The organism is Streptococcus parasanguinis (assembly GCF_016648855.1).
Lineage (GTDB): Bacteria > Bacillota > Bacilli > Lactobacillales > Streptococcaceae > Streptococcus > Streptococcus parasanguinis_L.
Genome location: NZ_JACLQU010000015.1, coordinates 15006 through 32964, shown reverse-complemented (window position 1 = coordinate 32964; position 17959 = coordinate 15006). Strand labels below are relative to the sequence as shown.

The following is a 17959-nucleotide window of genomic DNA, read 5'->3' as shown; positions in this document are numbered from 1 at the left end:
CAATCTTGTAATTACTGTATTTCTATTAAGCTTAACATTCTTATAAAATAAATAAGAAAAACAAACGATATAGTCCATCACTAGTAACAAGAAATACTAGAAGTTGAAAGATATAAAAACATTTAAATGGAAAGCATAGCAATAAACAAAACAGTCAGTAAAACGATGGTTTTGTTGTGTTGTTTCACTTGCTTTCTAATTTCCTCTTTTGACTTTATCCGCAGACGCCCTTTGTATTTTGATTTAGTCATGGAACTTCTAATAAGTTCGCTGACGTCCGTACTCACTTAAGGAAAGTTTTTTATATGACTTTATCTTCAATCTGAGACCGTTAAAACCTCTTTGTTTGAATCTTTCTAACTGAATTGGACACAAAAAATCCACTCACTCGGGGTGAAATGGATTGTTTCTTCATTAACGGTTCAACAAGAAATTGAACAATTTTTCGACAATTTTTACGACCAACCAGCATAAGAATCCGATATAGCTAAAATAGAAAATGAGTGACAAAATCGTAATAATCATGGTTTCCTCCTTCGTCGATTGCAAGTACTTGTCTTATTATACCTTTTTATGCAATCGAACTCAATAGAATTTTGAAAATTGTCTGATTATTCTTTTTCTTCTTTAGCTTCTTTGGCGTCTTGATCTGCTTCTTCACTGCCTTTATTGACAGCTGTCTTAAATTCAGCAAACATTTTGCCGATGGACTGGCCCAACTCAGGCAGGCGTTTTGGTCCAAAAATCAAGAGGGCGCCCAGGATGATGATGATCAAACCTGGTGCTCCAATATCACGTAAAATTCCCATTAGTTTCTCCTTTTTCTTGAATAGATGACTTTACTGAAGGCGACACTGACTTCAAATAAGAGGATCAAAGGGAGTGTCATGGCCAAGTCACTGATAAAGTCTGCAGGGGTTAGCACGACGGCTAAGACCAGCAGAACAAAGTAAGCATAACGTCGGTAGGTTATTAAAAACTGTGGTGTCAAGAGACCAATCGAGGTCAGAAAAGCGACCAAAACTGGTAACTCGAACAAGACCCCTAAAGGCAAGGTAGTGTGCCATAAGAAGGTTAGATAATTTTGTGCTGTTAATTGGGTATCAAACAGCCCTTCTCCCAATCGCATCAGGACCTCTAAAATAGCTGGACTGACAAAGAAATAACCAAATGCAAGCCCCAGTACAAAGCAAATAAAGCTAGCTGGGATATAGGCAAAGACTGCACGCGCCTCCTTCTCCCTCAAAGCCGGCCTTACAAATTGCCAAATCTGGTAGACAATAAAGGGCAAGGTCAGGCTAAAGGATGTGAGATTGGCCAGCGATACATAGATCCAGAGAATATCATTCGGTCCCAGTACCAGCAGTTTTTGATGCAGGCTAGCCGTCAAGGCTTGATAGGTTTCTCCTCCAAATACAAATGCTAGGATGAAGACGATAATATAGCACAAGACCACTGCGATCAATCGTTTTCGAAATTCGACCAAATGTTCAACAATAGTCATTTCATCTGCTCTACTCTTTGCCATGTTGTCTCACCGTAACGAGTGCGATCAAGGCCACAAAGATACCTTGAGGAAGAAGAACTTCCCAGCTTGGATAGATCCCCGCCCAATCGATGGTTGGAAGTCCATTGACCAAATGGCTAGGTAGGATATTGGTCAACTGCAGGGCGTGAATGCTGACACCGAGCATCTTGAAGGCCAAAGCGTAAATCAACCACGTCAGAATGAAAAAGATTCGATGAGGTTGGATAGCTTGACTGGCCTTGGTCATGGCCAATGCAATGATGATGAGAACGGCTATGGCAAACCCTATTCCCAGTAAGAAATTCGCGGTTGTAATCCGCGGAATGATCCCAACATAAAAGAGAATAGTCTCAGCCCCTTCACGAAAGACTGCTAAGAAACTGAGAGCAAACATCGACACAAAGCTTCCAGTAGCCGTCACTGTCTTCATTTTACGTTCCATAAAGGCATTCCACTGTTTGACAGAGGACTTGCTGTGGAGCCAAATTCCGATGAGAATCATCATGACCACAGCGAAAATCCCAACGCCACCTTCAATGATTTCCCGATTAGACCCCGAAGTAACGGCTGGAAATGCTACTTGCAAAACAAGAGCAATCGCTGCACTGGCAAGAACACCCGCAATAGCTCCACCGTAAACCCATTTAAGGCCTTTCCTCATCTTAGCAGCCTTAAGGGTCGTCACAAGTGCCATGACGATCAGAAGGGCTTCTACTCCTTCACGCAAAAGAATCAACATGGCATCAAAGGCGTTGTAAGAAGCTGTCGTATCGATCGCAGACAGGTCTCTGATCAATCCTTGTAATTTCTCTTGATAGGCCTTCTCTTTCCCCTTGACCATAATGACCGGGGATTCGCTCTCTACGCGCGTGTAGAGACTGGGATTGGTCGTGCTGACATCCCCTTCGATAGTTGGCCAGATGGTGATAAACTGCTTCATAGTCGCTGCAGCAGACTTATCGTCGCCGGATTGGAATTGGCTTTGCGCCTTCTCCAAAAGCTTGATCCCATCGTTCAACGTCAAATCCGTACTGGCATTGCTAATGGCTTCTCCTTTTACAAAGGCATCAATCCCATTTTTGAGGTCATCATAAGAGGACTGGATGTTGGTAAAATCGGTAGGCTCTGTTTCAATACTACTGCGCAAAAGCGAAATGGCCGTCTCGATTTTACCATAGTAGGCTGTGCTGTGATCTCTGACCACCGCTTCGTTTCGCGTCCAGGTATTATTGAGATCGGCATAGGTTTGACGAGTTTCATCCAGATCCTTAGCCGTAATGGCCTCTTGTAGGTTCTTAAAGTAAGGAGCGAGGCGACTCACGAGTTTGTCTTTTTCCGCCTCTAAATCGACCGGATTTTGCTCTTTTTCAAAAGCGAGCAAGGCTGATGAGATCTTGGTGAGATCCTCTTTTCTTACCTCCCCTTTTATATCTAAGGCTTGGCTAACTTTTTTCCCTGCTTTGGAATCATGGTGGTCTTTGGATTCAAAATCAGCCTGAATTTCAGCAATCAATTCCTTGGCCTTTTTCTGGTCCTTATTTTCTATAGCGGTTGTTGCATCTGTGATCTTGATAAAGAGATCGCTATAAGACTCCGCAGCTACTGGATGAGTGCAGAACAAGGCAAGAAGGCCGAACAAGATCAAGAGTTTATTCAAAGAGTGCTTGACCAAGATACCCTCCTTTCTCAACGCCTGCAAAGCAAGCAAAGAGTCCACTTCCGATATGGGTGATGTACTCGTTCATTTTATCGACTGCGCCCAAGTTGGTTTGGATTTTGACAAAGCTGTTCGGATCCTTTTGAAAGGCTATAAAGATCAAGCCGGCATCAAATTGCCCAGTCTGTTCATTGATACCATCTGAATAAGAATAAGACCGCCGTAAAATTGGTCGATCCACTTCTTTGGCCAAACGGACATGTGAATCTACTGGTAGTTTAGATAAATCTACTTCATCAAATTCGTTGGTTTTACCAAAGGGAGCACCGGACTCCTTGTAGCGACCAAAGGTATTTTCCTGCTCCTGCAAATTCGTTCGGTCCCAAGTTTCCAAGTGCATTTGCACTAAGCGAAGAGCCATATAGGAACCACCCTTCATCCAATCCTTGCTGTCAGTCCAGACGACCTTGTCAAAGTCCTTCTCCGTCGTGACATTTGCCGTTCCATCCTTGAAACCAAAGAGGTTGCGGGGTGTTTCTTTTCGGTCACCAATGGCCGCAAAACCTGATTTGCTCCACTTCATGGTAATGGTATTGCGACCCTTACGAATCAGATTTCGCACCGCATGAAAGGCTACTTGCTCATCGTCTGCACAGGCCTGAATGACGATATCGCCACCTGTATATTTGTCCTGCAACTGCTCCTTTGGAAATGGGGGCAAATCACGAAAGAGTTTCGGACGTTTGGACTCCAAGCCCAGTTTCTTTAGAAAGGAGGCCGAAACCCCAAAAGTCAGGCTCAAGCGATAGGGGTTGAGTCCCACTGTTTCACCTGTATCTGTTGGAGGCAAGAGGGCATTGGAACCATCTTTTTTGACCAATTCTCCTTCGACTAATTTACTACTATAATCAGTCCAGTCTTTAAAGAGTTGGATGACTTCTTTTTTGTCCGTCGTGTGAAGATCTAATACAACCAAGTAGCAAGCCTTCTGCATGGGCGTCGTAATCCCTGCTTGGTGCTTGCCATAAAAGGAGACGTCTTCATCCCCATCATAAGCTTTTTTGCTGGAACTGTCTTGATTAGCGAAAAAAGCAGATGCACCAGAGAGACCTAGCGCTAGACCAGCCCCTCCAATACCTGCTTTTTTAAGAAATTCACGACGGTCCATTTTTTTATCTAAAAATTTTTCGTCAGCCATGTTTCTTATTTCCCATCTAAAATCACACCCATTTGAGACAAAGGTTCACCAAGTTTGGTCACAGCTTCTGCCAATTCCTTGGTATCTTCCTTGGATAAGTCTGTGTAAGACTTATAGTTTGAATCATCTGTCATGTGTTTGTCCAATAAAGCATTAACATTCTTGAACTCTGCTTCCAAGGTTTTAACCAATTTGGCATCTTTTTTCTCAATCAAAGGTTTAAAGAGAGAGAAGATCTTTTCAGCCCCTTCAATATTGGCACGGAAGTCGTAAAGATCTGTATGAGAGAAGACTTCTTCTTCACCTGTAATCTTTTGCGTTGCCACTTCATTGAGCAAATCGACAGCTCCGGTCAACATGATATCCGGTGTGACTTCTACTGTAGCAATTTTAGCTTTCAACTCCTTGATATCGTTCACCAGTTGGTCAGCGTATTTGTCTGTTCCATCTGTGGTATTGTTTTCCCAAAGGATACGCTCAATCCGGTGGAAACCTGACCAGCCATCTTCTGATTTATTTTCATCCACATAATCCACCAAACGGTAGTCGATCTTGACATCTGATTCTCCGAAGGTTTCAGCAATCGGTTCGGAACGTTCATAGGCCATACGGATCAAGGGATATTGCTTTTTGGCTTCTTCCAAATTCCCATCTTTTAACGTAGCTCGGAATCCTTCTGTATCCTTGAGCAATTGGTCAATTTGCATTTCAACAAAGTCTTTGTATTCAGCTGTCGCATTGTCCAAGGTCTTCTGGTCAGCCTTTGACAACTGCACCGTTGAGCTGGTTTGCGTCTTTTGACTCGACTGTTTGCTAGTAGTATTTGCACACCCTGCTAAAAGAGCAACACTCAATAAGAGTAGACTATATTTTTTCATGAAAGACTTCTCCTCATTTGTTCTTGGCCCTATTTTACCAGATATTTTCTCATTTTTCAATAATTGTCTGAAAATTTAATAATAGGAAAACATTTCTGAGAATCTGTCTTTTACAAAAGAATATCCTTGACCCGTCCAATTTCGGATTCTTTAACCACTACAAAGATGCTATCTCCAAGATACAAGCGGGTTGCACCATTGACCGTATAACTCTTCCCGCTTCGCATTTGCGTGGTAATTAAGATATCTTGAGGGAGGTGCAGTTCATGAACTTGCTTTCCAGCAATCTTTTCTGATACAGGGATCTCAATCAAAGTCAACTCTCCTTCTTCTTGCGCCTTATCCGGCAACAATTGCTCGAGCATGGCTTCATAGACTGGCGCTCCATGGAAGAGATCCATAATCATATAAGCCAGCAAGGTCACCATGCCTAGGGGCATTAAACTGCGAATATCACCGACCATCTCTGTTACCAAGATCATCGCTGTTAAAGGTGCTTTTGAAATAGCCCCAAAATACCCACTCATTCCTAAAATAATGAAGAGAGGCAGCTGATTTTGAGAGATAAAGCCAATGTTTTGAAGGATAGTTCCAACGATGGCCCCTAAAAGTGATCCTAATGCTAGTATGGGCAGGAAGATTCCTCCCGGCAAACCACTACCATAGCTTAACATACTCCAGATGAAACGGATCACAAAATAGAGAAGGATGGTCAGCACTGGATACGGTACTCGAGCTAAATCCAAGACTAATTGGTTCCCACCACCAAGAATTTGGGGAAGAAAATAGCCGATTGGAAGAATCAAGACAAAGGCGAATAAAGAAGAATAATGAGAAGGAACATGGAAAATCTTCTCTAGCAAACGATACAGGCGACCGATATTGAGCACCACTATTTCGTAGACATAACCCGCTGCCCCTAAAAAGACTCCAAGAAATAGATAAATCCAGTACTGAGACAGATGAAGTGGTGGAATATTTTGTGGCATATGAAGCACTGGTGTTTGACCAAAGACATTGAGTGAAATAAAATTAGCAGTCAAACTAGCAGCCAAGGTTGAAATCCAAAAGAAACGTGAAAAATGATGGTAGACCTCTTCAACCACAAATAAGAGCCCCGCTATAGGTGCATTAAAGGCAGCGGCAAGACCAGCGGCAGCCCCACTTGCAATCAAAGACCGCTCCTCAACCGGACTGACCTTCAAATGATGGGCCACTCCTTTTCCACCCATTGCCCCTAATTGAATACTAGGACCTTCACGACCAAGCATCAAGCCACTTCCGATGGCCAAGACACCTAGAATATACTTCTTCCACAAGGTATCCCACCAGCTTACCGCCAATAGGCCCTTAAGCTCTGCTTCGACTTGCGGAATTCCTGATCCTTTGATATCCCGATTGGTGCGAATAAGTCGGCCAGCAATCAGTACGATCACCCCATACCCCAACAGCATCGCCAGCAAATAAAGTGGTTGACCAGACATCTCCTTGTAAACGCCTTGAACAAAATGAAAAATATGTTCGATCAAAAAACGAAAACTTGAGACGATGCAGCCCACAACGATCCCAACCAGAACACCTCTGACAATATGGGCCACAATTGAACTAGAGGCAAAATGAAATTCCTTTTTTAAGGCTTCTTCTTTAGCAGACATTCCCTAACTCCTTCAAACTCTTATCCTATTCATTATACCTTATTTCACTGCCTCTGAATACATGGAAAGACAGAAAAAAACAAAACCACCCTTGTTAGTTTTGTTTAGAATGTAGACAAACCATTTTATCAAGTAAATTAAGTTAAGAAATTCTACAAAGAAATATAAATATGTTCTATTATTATGGAATGAATAAAGAAAAGTCAAAACTTTCCGCTGTGAGAAAAGTGCCTGAAACAATACAGTTTCAGGCACTCGGAATTATTGAGACCTTAGGCTCAATAATTAGTCATGGAACTTCGTAGAAGTTCGCTGACGTCCGTACTCACCTAAGGAAAGTTTTTAATAGAACTTTAGCTATTATTCAGCAGTTAAAGCTGCCATTGTGATGTAGTTGTAAGGTTTGTTGAAGTGTGGCAAGAAGAACAAGTCCGTCAAAGCCAACTTATCAATCGTCACGTGTTCTTGAATCGCAAGTGAGAACATGTGAATAGCCATTGAGATAGCGCTATCACGTGATACCATTTGAGCTCCAAGGATTTGACGAGTGTCTTTATCGTAGACGATCTTGATACCAACCTCATAGTTATCGTGTTTGATAAATTCAGGTTTTTGAAGGTCGTTGAAGCCAGTTTCAGTGGCATTGAAGCCTGCAGCTTTCGCTTTTTCAAGAGTCAAACCAGTTGAAACCATGTGAAGGCCATAGATAGAGATACCGTTAGAACCTTGAACACCGATTCCTTCTAATTCATGACCAGTCGCATTGTAGGCACCAACAATACCTGAACGAACCGCATTAGACGCAAGAGCGATGTAGCTCATTTCGTTACGAGCGTTATCAAAAATCGTCGCACAGTCACCAACAGCGTAGACACCTGGAAGTGACGTTTCTTGTTTCTTATCAACAAGGAAGGCACCGTTGCGGAAGAGTTCGATCTTACCATCAGCAAGAGCTGTATTTGGACGGAAACCAACAGCTAAGATAACCATATCTACATCAAAGGTTTCTTTATCGGTTACAAGGCGTTCTACCTTACCATCTCCTTCAACCGCTTGAACAGTTTGTCCAAGTGCCAAACGGATGTTGTGGTCTTCCAAGTTTTTCGCCATGATGTCAGTGAAGTCTTTGTCGTAGTATCCATTCAAGACAGTGTCCACGATATCCACCAAGACAACATCTTTACCAAGACGTTCGAAAGCTTCAGCAAGTTCAACACCGATGTAACCACCACCAACTACGGCGATACGATTCAAGTGTTTGCTGTTGTCTTTCAATTTTTCGATCACTTCTTCAGCGTTTTGGTACAATTTAACGAATTGAAGATTTTCAAGAGTTGCTTTGAATTCGCGGTTACCAGGTACGATTTCAACTCCTTTAATTGGAGGAATGATTGGTGTTGATCCAGTCGCAAAGATCAATTTTTCGTAAGATTCTTTATGTTCTTTTCCATCAACTTCCGCTGTAACCACTTTGTTGTCATAGTCAATTGAAAGAACAGGTGAATTCATGTAGACTTTTGCACCTTTTGCTTCCAATTTTTCTTTGTCAGAGTAGAAAAGACCTTCAGGACCATCGATTTGTTCACCGATCCAAAGCGCCATCCCACATCCAAGGAATGAAATGTTTGAGTTTTGGTCAAAAACTACAATTTCATTTTCATTTCCGAAATTATCTAACATAGTGTTGATACAAGCTGTTCCGGCATGGTTAGCCCCTACAACAACGATTTTACTCATAGAATAAATCCTACCTTTAATTTAATTTACTTCTTGAGTATATCATAAAAATGATATCGGTTACAATTATTTTGCTCAGAATTTGTGATCTTTTTTTCAATTTTCAAGAAAATCCCACTTCACATGTTTCAAAAAATGTCAAACAATATGCTTGAAATAATTGTGAAAACGATATCTTTTTGATATACTGTAAGTAAGTGAAAATAGGAAAGGATAGATTTTTAGTGGACCTAAGTAGTCGATCCGAACGTTTGATGGGAACGACCATCACTGTTTCGATCTGTCACCCACAAGCGAATGAACTCTTAGCCCGCTGCTTTGAACTTCTTCGCTCCTACGAACATCGCTTCAGTGCCAATGATGCAAGTTCTGAACTCATGGAGGTCAATTACCAAGCTGGTATTGCTCCTGTCCAAGTTCATCCAGATCTTTTTGAACTGATTGCATTAGGAACCTTGCATAGTCAAGCTCAAAACAGCCATTTAAACATCGCCATTGGTCCTCTTGTACAGACCTGGCGAATTGGATTTTCAGATGCTAGACGTCCCCAGCAAGGGGAAATTAATCAAGCTCTGACCATGATCGATCCTCACCGAATTCAGCTCGACCCAGAAAACCATACGGTCTTTCTTATGCGTCCTGGAATGAAGATCGATTTAGGTGCCTTGGCTAAGGGCTATAGTGCAGACTGCATTGCGACCTTTTTAAAGAGCCAGGGAGTAACAGATGCCTTGATCGATCTTGGAGGAAATATCCTCACTGTCGGTCAACATCCCGTCAAACAGCAACCTTGGCGGATTGGCATTCAAAATCCAGTCGAAAAAAGAGGTCAGCACCTACTGGTCCTCTCTGTCAAGGATAAATCTATTGTCACCTCTGGCATCTACGAGCGTCATTTAGAAGTGGACGGCCAGTCGTTTCACCACATCTTTGATAGCGCGACGGGCTATCCGGTCGAGACAGACTTAGCCAGTATCACCATCATATCTGATCGATCCGTAGACGGGGAGATATGGACTACCCGCTTGTTCGGGGAATCTCCTGCTTCTATCCTCAACACTGTTGAATCACTTCCTGGTATAGATACCTTATTGGTTTCTCAATCAGGCAAGATCGCCTATACAAGTGGGCTTCAATCTTATTTATAATTCTCCTATCAGAAAGGAATTTTCCATGATAAAACTTATTGCGATTGTGGGGACTAACTCCAAACGTTCTACAAACCGTCAACTGCTTCAATACATGCAAAAACATTTTGCTGATAAGGCTGAGATCGAATTGGTCGAAATTAAAGATATCCCTGTCTTTAACAAACCAGCCGACAAACAAGTTCCTGAAGCTGTCTTAGATATTGTTGCAAAAATTGAAGAAGCTGATGGGGTCATTATTGGAACTCCAGAATACGACCACTCTATTCCAGCAGTCTTGATGAGTGCACTCGCTTGGCTCTCATACGGAGTCTTCCCATTGTTGAACAAACCGGTCATGATTACTGGGGCATCATACGGTACGTTGGGATCTTCACGCGCCCAACTCCAACTTCGCCAAATCTTAAATGCTCCTGAAATTAAAGCGAATGTCTTGCCAGATGAATTCTTGCTCTCTCATTCATTGCAAGCCTTTGATCAAAATGGAGACTTGGTGGATTTAGATGTCATTCAAAAATTAGATGCGGTCTTCAATGATTTCCGTGTGTTTGTAAAAATTACAGACAAATTGCGCAACGCCCAAGAATTACTTCGCAAAGATGCTGAAGAATTTGACTGGGAAAACTTGTAAGATAGGAGACAGAAAAGAATGAAATTTGTTGGACTTGTAGGCTCAAACTACGATCAATCATATAACCGTAAACTTTTGGAATTCATTCGCCGCCAATTTAAAATCAAATTTGAATTGGAAGTTCTTGAAATCGACGAAGTTCCAATGTTTAACCAAGATGAAAAATGGGACGAAAGTTTCCAATTGCGTCTTTTATATAACAAAATCACTCGTGCAGATGGTGTTATCATTGCCACTCCAGAGCACAACCATACGATCTTTGCTGCTCTCAAGTCTGTTCTTGAATGGCTCTCTTTCGAGGTGCATCCATTTGAAAACAAACCGGTTATGATCGTCGGTGCTTCTTACTATGATCAAGGGACTTCACGTGCGCAAGTTCACCTCCGTAAGATCCTCGATGCCCCAGGTGTCAATGCTTATACCCTTCCAGGAAATGAATTCCTTCTTGGAAAAGCCAAAGAAGCTTTTGACGAAGACGGCAATATCATTAACGAGGGAACCGTCAAATTCCTTGAAACCTGCTTGGATAATTTTATGAAATACGTTGAGGTTGTATCTAAATTGAAAAAACCAAAACCAATTGAACCAGAAGACTTGGATTGTAATCATCCAATCGCTACAACTGTTACTGAAGTCGATCCTGACGATCCAGATTGGGTAGAAAAAGTAGCTGAAATCACTGGTGCCGTTTCCGGCGATACCTATGTCAAACTCGACCACGGTATCCTAACCGTTAACCAAATTGATATGTTCTTAAAGGCTATGCCATTTGAATTGACCTATGCCGATGATAACAACCAATTCCTCTACTACAACAATGCCCATCAAGATCCTGATACCATGTTTGCCAAACGCGTGCCACCTCAATCAGGAAGCCGGATGTCAACCGTTCATGGTTCCCTACCACCAGCACGTATGAAAAACGTAGAATGGGTGATTGGTACCCTTCGTAACGGTAACCAAGACTATGTTCGGACCATTGTTCCAGGTTCTCCTGAAGGCGTGATTAACACTCACAACTACCAAGCTATGTACTATGAAGATGGTTCTTACGCTGGTATCAATGAGATTGTCTTCAACTTCAAACCATGGTTGGACTGGTACCTGCAAACAACAGGTCAACGTCTAGTTGGTGGAAGCGGTCCATTTGCTCCTGCTGGTGGACACGGTAGTGCAGATGCAACTTCTGGTGCTTCTGATGCTGGAGGACATGGTGACGGAGGGCACGGAGATGCCGATGCCACTTCTGGTGCAAGCAACTAAGAAACAATAAAAAAATGAAGCTTCGTGCTTCATTTTTTTATTGTAACTCTTTGATAATCTTCTTAGCATCGTCGTTTGAAATAGCCCCTAATTGGACATGTCCAATTTTCCCATGACTGTCTATAAAGACTTCTGTAGGAATAGAGCGAACCTGATAATCTGCAAATGCAGAACCGTCTGGATTGTACAAGACCGGTACGGACTTGTAATCTTGTTGATCAAACCATTTAACGAATTCTTCTTCTGTTTTTTCACCTTGGAGTCCCGGTGCCATAATGGTCAAAATTTCAAAGTCTCTATCCGTATCCTTGACCAATTTCTCTAATTCAGGCATACTTTTCCGGCAAGGACCACACCAGGTTGCCCAAAATTTCAAATAAACCTTCTTCCCTTTGTAGTCTGAAAGTTTAACCGTATTCCCCTTCATATCCTTTAGTTCAAAGTCACTAGCGTCTTTTCCTACCAAAGCATTCTTATTCGTTGTTGTATTCATTGTTGGCTGATTGTCCATACTACTCTCACTGGATTGATTCATGGAACAAGCTGACAGCAAAGCTAAAGAGAGGACTGAGAAACAAGCGTATTTAAAACCTTTCATCATGCGTTAAACCTCCGGATTATTTTATGAAAAGATAGATGACAAACTGTTCAATTGTCCCAAAAGTAAGAGAATTCCCATCAGAATAATGATGGCTCCGCCGATTTTCTTCAGCAATAACAAATGGGGTTTGAGACGATTAAAGTAAGGTAGGACCAGACTAGATGCTAAGGCCAAGAGTAAAAACGGAAGAGCCATTCCCAAGGTATAAACAAGGAGATAAATAGCTCCCATAAGAGCATCTTGCCCATCCGATGCTGCTAGAGCAAGAACTGATCCCAATACAGGGCCGATACAAGGCGTCCAACCAAAACTAAAGCCAAGACCAAGGAGAAAAGCTGAAAACAACTCATTCTTCTGTTTGTTGGCTCCAAAATCCATTGTTTTTTGCTTCTCAAGGAAATGAAAGTGAAAGACTTCCATCTGATGAAGACCAAGGATAATGATGAGGGCTCCCATCAGATAACGGAACCAATTGGTGTACATGATCTTTCCAAGCAAGCCCGCTCCAAAACCAATGAGGAGGAAAATAACAGAAATACCAGCAATAAAACATAGGGTTTTCAGCAAGCCATGCCAGCGAATTTTTTTCCCGAACAATTGGATAGCCTTTTCCTGATCACTTCCTAGCAAGATTCCAATATAAACAGGTAGCAAAGGAAAGACACAGGGAGAAAAGAAAGACAGAATACCCGCAAGAAAAACTGTCAATGAAAAAATGATTGGATTCATAGTTCACTCCGTATATTGATATGCTACATTCAGTATAACATTGACTGACAAAAAATAAAAATTTCTGCTACGTTTTTTTACTAAAGTTTGGATTTAGATACTAGTTTCAAAAGAAAAACTCTAAAGCACAAAACTTTAGAGTTTCTAATATAACTTATTCTTCTGCTGTTTGTTTATTTGGTAATACGAGCGATAAAAGAATCCCGATGACTACTGGCACTAACCACGGAAGAGATTGAGCCGCAAATGGAAGCAAAGCAATCCCCTTTTCTACTAGTGAAATTTTAAAGGTACTTGCCAGAACACTTGCAAGAGAGACCAAGCTGGCCAAGAAAATAGTCAATTGCATCCCTGGTTTTGAAAGAGCCACAAATTTATTCACTATCACAATCAATACAATGGTAATGGTGATTGGGTAAAGAATCATCAAGACTGGTAATGAAAAGGCAATAATGGCATTCAAGCCAAGGTTGGCAATCGCAAAACCGATCAAAGTGAAGACAGTTGCATAGACCTTGTAAGAAACCTTAGGGAAGGTGCTATGGAAGAATTCACTGGTAGAGACGATTAAACCAGCGGTTGTGGTAAAGCAAGTTACCGTCACCATTCCTGCTAGGAAAATCTGAGCAGTCGGACCAAAGATCGCTTTGGTTGCTTCTGATAATACATACACCCCTTTATTGGTATCAGATGCCATAACAGAAGCCGGAATTGGAAAATGATTCCCCAGAAATCCTAAACCGATATATAGCACACTAAAACCAAGGGCTACGACAATTCCAACCAACCAAATAGTCTTGATATATTCTTTCTTACTTGAAAATCCAAGTTGATTCAAGGTCGTCACTGCGATCACACTAAAGGCAACAGATGCCAAGGCATCCAAGGTATTGTAGCCCTCTAAAAATCCTTGCCCAAAGGCAGAAGCCTGATAGGCTTTTGTGGCCACCATTGGAACATGTCCACTGTATTTCAGAGCCCCAAGAACGACCAAGATCAAAATAAGAATCGCAAAGATCGGGGTCAAAATACGACCGATTCGATCTAGAATCTTAGATGGATTCAAAGCAATCAGAAAGGCAAGCAAAAAGTAGACCAGGGTAAAAATGAAAAGTGCTAAACTGGCATTCATTCCACCTAATAAGGGGGCTGTCCCCACTTCGAAAGATACCGTCGCCGTTCTTGGAATGGCAAAGAAAGGACCAATCGAAAGATACAGCGCAACTAAGTATACAATTGCGAAAACAGGTGAAATCTTACGAGAAATCTCATCAATATAACCTTTGGGATTGAGTGTCCCGATAATCAAGGTCACAATGGCAATTCCCACTCCTGAAAGGACAAACCCAGCAATAGCTGGCCAAAATTGATTACCCGATAAAGCACCAAGAGTCGGCGGGAAAATCAGGTTTCCAGCACCAAAAAAAATACCAAACAGTAATAAACCTGTCAGGGAACCTTTTCGTAACATACGATCTCCTTAAAAAACGATAATCTTAACTTTATCAAATTCATTTGAAGAATGCAACTTATTTGTATGAACAATCCGCTATTTTTATCAGTCATTATGGTACAATGGATATAAGATTTTACGAGGGGCAAAAAATGTATCTATATCTATTCTGGTTATTTCCAGCTCTTATTTTTTTATTGTTCTTTATGAGTGATCGCAGAAGGCTTTTCAATGCTTATCTCTTTTCGATAAACCTGGGGCTTCTTCTACTGATTTCTGCATTTCTACTAGTCGTTCGAACTGAGCTATGGTTTAATCAACAAATTGCAATGATTGTCTTTGTAGTGATTTCCATCCTCGTTTTTCTCAGCATTATTTTCTCATCTATCTTTCTCCTTTTTAACGGCCGTCAAATGATGGCTTTTGAAGGAAAAAGACTGGCCAACCTCCTCTCTCTGCTTTATGGACTGTTTATTATCGGAGCTTTGGCACTACATTTTCTACCCTATTTCCCAGGGAATGACATCCTCATCTATCTGACTGACTTTGCCCTGTTTTACATGACCTTTCTCTACCTCTCTTATGTATCCTATGGGACCTTTTGCAATCTCTTTCCGGTTCGCAAAGAACCAGACGCCATCATCATCCTTGGCTCAGGTTTGATCGGAGACAAGGTTCCCCCACTCTTGGCCCAGCGTCTTGAGAAGGGAAAGGCCATTTATGAGCAGTTCAACGGACGACCAAAGCTGATTGTTTCTGGTGGTCAAGGGTCAGATGAGCTGATCGCTGAGGCGGAAGCTATGGCCGGATACTTGATAGAACACGGGGTTCCAGAAGACGCCATTCTCATCGAGAATCGCTCTCGTACTACTTTTGAAAACCTGACCTTTAGCAAGTGTATCTTTGAAGAAGAGGGTCTTGGCAAGAGAGTCCTTGTGGTAACCAATTCTTTTCACGCGCTCCGTGCAGGTGTCTTTATGAGACGATTGAAAATACCTGGTCGAAGTATCGGTTCAAGAACAGCTTTTTACTATCTCCCATCCGCTTGGATTCGAGAAACCGTTGGCTTGGTTTCACTTTATTGGAAATGGCATGTTACCTTCCTAGCTCTTCTATTTCTGCCTTGGTTCTTTACACAAATCATGAAACTGATTGAGTTCTTCATTAAATATCTGAACTAAAAGAGGCTGGGCAAAAACTGTCCAGCCTTCTATGCTTGATAGAAGTAACTATATGACGCAGTGGTTGATTGGCATCTTTGTTCGCTTTTCAAGCTACAAAGATGACCTAATGAGGGAAACAACGTTTCCTTTATCCGCAACCTTCAACAGTCTCCCAGACTGTTGAAGCTATGCAGGGGTGGGAAAATTGAAAAGGTTTGGGGAACCTTTTCAACCTTTTTTAATTCCTAGGAGTTCTTTCCCACTCCCTTTCTTGTCTAGTGGTCACTAAAGCGTCTATATTTAATGCGGAAATCGAAATAATTTTCTTCCTGCAGTTTACGGAAAATATCACGATAAGCCTCTTCGTCAAAGTGATCACCCCGATAGAGAATTTCAAAGCTAAGTCCTTCGTATTCTAAAAAGGCATTGGCAGTTTTAAATCCATTTCGCTTATAGAAATCCATCCGAGACTGACGTTGCTCTAGATTGTCACATTCTTCATCTAAACGTTCCACTTCAAGAATCATGGTTCTTTGGTAAAATTCTACCAATTTTTCAATGATTTCTTGACCATAACCGTGGCTACGTAGGTGGGGCATAATGGCAAAGAAGCTAACATAAAAAGCTTTCTGATTGTAGATAGAGAAAGCAAATCCGACAAATTCTTCTTCGTTATAAAAAGCAAAGAAATTGGCATCGTCATTATCCGTATAGCGTAAGTATTCTGATAAAGGAATCCGTTCCTCTTCAGGGAAAGCCTCGATATTTAACCTCTCGACCTTATCTAGATCAGGGAACGATTCAGTGATTAATTGGCTGGTTAAGCGCATAAAGCCTCCATTTCTGCACTGATTATACCAAAAAATGTAAGGGTATTCAACTAAAGACGCTTGTCCCTGTTTTGTGAAGTTGGTATAATGGCACTATGAAAAAAATTCAACGTGTGGATCTCATAGATGGCCCTATTTTACCAGCTCTTTTGAGTTTTGCCTTTCCTATTCTCTTATCCAATATTTTCCAACAAGTCTACAATATATCGGATGTTATGATTGTTGGGCGTTTTTTAGGTCAAAAATCATTGGCAGCCGTTGGGGCGACCTCTGCTATCTTTGATCTGATTGTCGGATTTGCTGTCGGTGTTGGAAATGGGATGGGCATCATTATTGCGAGAAATTATGGAGCAAAAAACGAAGACCAATTACGAAAATCAGTCGCCGCAACTGCTGTTATTGGCGGCGTCCTCAGTCTCTTCGTGATCTTCTTTGGTGCTGTGGGGCTTTATCCCCTACTCCAATTTTTAGGGACTCCATCAGCTATTGTGTCTCAATCTTATCTCTATATCTCCACCATTGTCAATGGTGTGGCTGTGACCTTTGCCTATAATCTTTGTGCTGGACTTCTTAGAGCGGTTGGCGATAGTTTAGCGGCACTCTACTTCCTGATTATCGCTGCTATTCTCAATATTCTTCTCGATCTATATTTTATTACCCAACTGCATCTCGGAGTCCAATCTGCTGGGGTTGCGACCATTATTGCGCAAAGTTTTTCCGCCCTTCTTTGTTTCTTTTATATCCGCAAAAAAGTACCTTTTCTCCTGCCAAATCGCACCGATTTTGTGTGGGATCAAAGGCTCTATCAGGACTTGATCAGTCAAGGACTGACCATGGGTCTCATGTCTTCGATCGTCTCTATCGGAACCGTCATCTTACAATCGGCTATCAATAAGCTTGGAATGACCATCATTAGTGCCCAAATCTCAGCTCGTCGGATCATGTCCTTTGCTCTTCTACCAATGACTGCTATTTCCTCTAGTATGACAACGTTCACCTCTCAAAACTTTGGTGCCAAGCAATTCCGACGGATTCAACAAGGCGTCAAACAAGCTTGTCTCCTCTCCCTCCTTTGGTCTGTCTTTGTTGCCATCCTCCTCTTCTTTACAAGCCCCTTCTTGACGAGCCTGATTTCTGGATCCACCAATCCTAACTTGATCGCAAATGCCAGTCTCTATCTGCAAATCAGCTCCTGCTTCTATCCGGTCTTAGGATGTCTCTTGATTCTAGGGAATTCCCTTCAAGGCATCGGCCGAAAATTAACCCCTTTGATTTCTAGCTTTATCGAGTTAACTGGAAAAATTCTCTTTGTTCTCTTGATTATTCCCCATACAGGCTATATAGGAGTCATTCTGTGCGAACCCTTGATTTGGGTTCCAATGACCCTTCAACTATGGTTTACCTATCATAAAGCCAGTCATCAGCTTCTTGCATCATCAACCTCAACGAGTCCATAACAAAAGAACTTCTGTTCAAATGAGCAGAAGT

16 protein-coding genes are annotated in these 17959 nt (G+C 41.8%); 5 read left to right on the top strand and 11 right to left on the bottom strand.

Annotated features, from left to right (window positions below):
* Nucleotides 1-611 precede the first annotated feature (611 nt).
* From H7T92_RS09040 to nox, 7 genes are all read right to left on the bottom strand, one after another.
* On the bottom strand, nucleotides 612-809 hold the full coding sequence (locus H7T92_RS09040) for a Sec-independent protein translocase subunit TatA/TatB (protein WP_023918087.1): 198 nt from the start codon (nucleotides 807-809) through the stop codon (nucleotides 612-614).
* A complete protein-coding gene (gene tatC / locus H7T92_RS09035; RefSeq protein ID WP_201037600.1) occupies nucleotides 809-1528 on the bottom strand; it encodes a twin-arginine translocase subunit TatC in 720 nt (239 codons plus the stop codon). The genes H7T92_RS09040 and tatC overlap by 1 nt, the downstream gene beginning before the upstream one ends.
* Complete coding sequence (locus H7T92_RS09030) at nucleotides 1515-3200, bottom strand: FTR1 family iron permease (protein WP_201037599.1); 1686 nt, start codon at nucleotides 3198-3200, stop codon at nucleotides 1515-1517. The genes tatC and H7T92_RS09030 overlap by 14 nt, the downstream gene beginning before the upstream one ends.
* The gene (gene efeB / locus H7T92_RS09025; protein WP_201037598.1) at nucleotides 3178-4383 is read right to left on the bottom strand and encodes an iron uptake transporter deferrochelatase/peroxidase subunit; all 1206 of its coding nucleotides are present in this window, start codon (nucleotides 4381-4383) and stop codon (nucleotides 3178-3180) included. The genes H7T92_RS09030 and efeB overlap by 23 nt, the downstream gene beginning before the upstream one ends.
* A gap of 5 nt (nucleotides 4384-4388) precedes the next feature.
* Entirely contained in the window at nucleotides 4389-5261 is an 873-nt protein-coding gene (efeO, locus tag H7T92_RS09020) for an iron uptake system protein EfeO (RefSeq protein ID WP_118398255.1), read from the bottom strand.
* A 110-nt stretch (nucleotides 5262-5371) separates the two neighbouring features.
* Entirely contained in the window at nucleotides 5372-6916 is a 1545-nt protein-coding gene (locus H7T92_RS09015; protein WP_201037597.1) for a ClC family H(+)/Cl(-) exchange transporter, read from the bottom strand.
* A 360-nt stretch (nucleotides 6917-7276) separates the two neighbouring features.
* Entirely contained in the window at nucleotides 7277-8653 is a 1377-nt protein-coding gene (gene nox / locus H7T92_RS09010) for a H2O-forming NADH oxidase (protein ID WP_003001563.1), read from the bottom strand.
* A gap of 224 nt (nucleotides 8654-8877) precedes the next feature.
* On the opposite strand from nox, the gene H7T92_RS09005 reads away from it, so the two are divergent.
* Genes H7T92_RS09005 through H7T92_RS08995 form a run of 3 tightly spaced genes read left to right on the top strand, consistent with a single transcriptional unit; the run spans nucleotide 8878 to nucleotide 11695 of the window.
* Nucleotides 8878-9801, top strand: coding sequence for an FAD:protein FMN transferase (locus H7T92_RS09005; protein ID WP_023918075.1), 924 nt, complete (start codon nucleotides 8878-8880; stop codon nucleotides 9799-9801).
* Between the two features lie 25 nt (nucleotides 9802-9826).
* Nucleotides 9827-10432 carry an NADPH-dependent FMN reductase gene (locus H7T92_RS09000; RefSeq protein ID WP_023918073.1) on the top strand — a complete coding sequence of 202 codons (606 nt, stop codon included), beginning with the start codon at nucleotides 9827-9829 and terminating at the stop codon, nucleotides 10430-10432.
* A gap of 18 nt (nucleotides 10433-10450) precedes the next feature.
* Nucleotides 10451-11695, top strand: a complete 1245-nt coding sequence (locus H7T92_RS08995) for an NAD(P)H-dependent oxidoreductase (protein ID WP_201037596.1) — start codon at nucleotides 10451-10453, stop codon at nucleotides 11693-11695.
* Nucleotides 11696-11732: 37 nt separating this feature from the next.
* Here the strand turns inward: H7T92_RS08995 and H7T92_RS08990 are convergent, their stop codons facing one another.
* The 3 genes from H7T92_RS08990 to brnQ form a co-directional block, all read right to left on the bottom strand.
* The gene (locus H7T92_RS08990; protein ID WP_037599449.1) at nucleotides 11733-12293 is read right to left on the bottom strand and encodes a TlpA family protein disulfide reductase; all 561 of its coding nucleotides are present in this window, start codon (nucleotides 12291-12293) and stop codon (nucleotides 11733-11735) included.
* Between the two features lie 24 nt (nucleotides 12294-12317).
* Complete coding sequence (ccdA2, locus tag H7T92_RS08985; protein ID WP_150906038.1) at nucleotides 12318-13025, bottom strand: thiol-disulfide oxidoreductase-associated membrane protein CcdA2; 708 nt, start codon at nucleotides 13023-13025, stop codon at nucleotides 12318-12320.
* A gap of 154 nt (nucleotides 13026-13179) precedes the next feature.
* Nucleotides 13180-14496 (bottom strand): branched-chain amino acid transport system II carrier protein, encoded by a 1317-nt coding sequence (gene brnQ, locus H7T92_RS08980; protein ID WP_201037595.1) that lies wholly within the window; start codon nucleotides 14494-14496, stop codon nucleotides 13180-13182.
* Between the two features lie 134 nt (nucleotides 14497-14630).
* Here brnQ and H7T92_RS08975 point away from each other — a divergent pair, with 134 nt between their 5' ends.
* The gene (locus H7T92_RS08975) at nucleotides 14631-15659 is read left to right on the top strand and encodes a YdcF family protein (protein ID WP_155199574.1); all 1029 of its coding nucleotides are present in this window, start codon (nucleotides 14631-14633) and stop codon (nucleotides 15657-15659) included.
* Nucleotides 15660-15916: 257 nt separating this feature from the next.
* On the opposite strand, the gene H7T92_RS08970 is transcribed toward H7T92_RS08975, so the two are convergent.
* A complete protein-coding gene (locus H7T92_RS08970) occupies nucleotides 15917-16471 on the bottom strand; it encodes a GNAT family N-acetyltransferase (RefSeq protein ID WP_155199573.1) in 555 nt (184 codons plus the stop codon).
* 95 nt (nucleotides 16472-16566) lie between these two features.
* Between H7T92_RS08970 and H7T92_RS08965 the strand changes: the two genes are divergently transcribed.
* Nucleotides 16567-17928, top strand: a complete 1362-nt coding sequence (locus H7T92_RS08965; protein ID WP_070674058.1) for an MATE family efflux transporter — start codon at nucleotides 16567-16569, stop codon at nucleotides 17926-17928.
* Nucleotides 17929-17959: the final 31 nt, after the last annotated feature.

Coding starts and splice junctions, on each gene's coding strand:
- H7T92_RS09040 (WP_023918087.1), bottom strand. CDS start 809: ATGGGAATTTTACGTGATATTGGAGCACCAGGTTTGATCATCATCATC.
- tatC (WP_201037600.1), bottom strand. CDS start 1,528: ATGGCAAAGAGTAGAGCAGATGAAATGACTATTGTTGAACATTTGGTC.
- efeB (WP_201037598.1), bottom strand. CDS start 4,383: ATGGCTGACGAAAAATTTTTAGATAAAAAAATGGACCGTCGTGAATTT.
- efeO (WP_118398255.1), bottom strand. CDS start 5,261: ATGAAAAAATATAGTCTACTCTTATTGAGTGTTGCTCTTTTAGCAGGG.
- H7T92_RS09015 (WP_201037597.1), bottom strand. CDS start 6,916: ATGTCTGCTAAAGAAGAAGCCTTAAAAAAGGAATTTCATTTTGCCTCT.
- nox (WP_003001563.1), bottom strand. CDS start 8,653: ATGAGTAAAATCGTTGTTGTAGGGGCTAACCATGCCGGAACAGCTTGT.
- H7T92_RS09000 (WP_023918073.1), top strand. CDS start 9,827: ATGATAAAACTTATTGCGATTGTGGGGACTAACTCCAAACGTTCTACA.
- H7T92_RS08995 (WP_201037596.1), top strand. CDS start 10,451: ATGAAATTTGTTGGACTTGTAGGCTCAAACTACGATCAATCATATAAC.
- H7T92_RS08990 (WP_037599449.1), bottom strand. CDS start 12,293: ATGAAAGGTTTTAAATACGCTTGTTTCTCAGTCCTCTCTTTAGCTTTG.
- ccdA2 (WP_150906038.1), bottom strand. CDS start 13,025: ATGAATCCAATCATTTTTTCATTGACAGTTTTTCTTGCGGGTATTCTG.
- brnQ (WP_201037595.1), bottom strand. CDS start 14,496: ATGTTACGAAAAGGTTCCCTGACAGGTTTATTACTGTTTGGTATTTTT.
- H7T92_RS08975 (WP_155199574.1), top strand. CDS start 14,631: ATGTATCTATATCTATTCTGGTTATTTCCAGCTCTTATTTTTTTATTG.
- H7T92_RS08970 (WP_155199573.1), bottom strand. CDS start 16,471: ATGCGCTTAACCAGCCAATTAATCACTGAATCGTTCCCTGATCTAGAT.
- H7T92_RS08965 (WP_070674058.1), top strand. CDS start 16,567: ATGAAAAAAATTCAACGTGTGGATCTCATAGATGGCCCTATTTTACCA.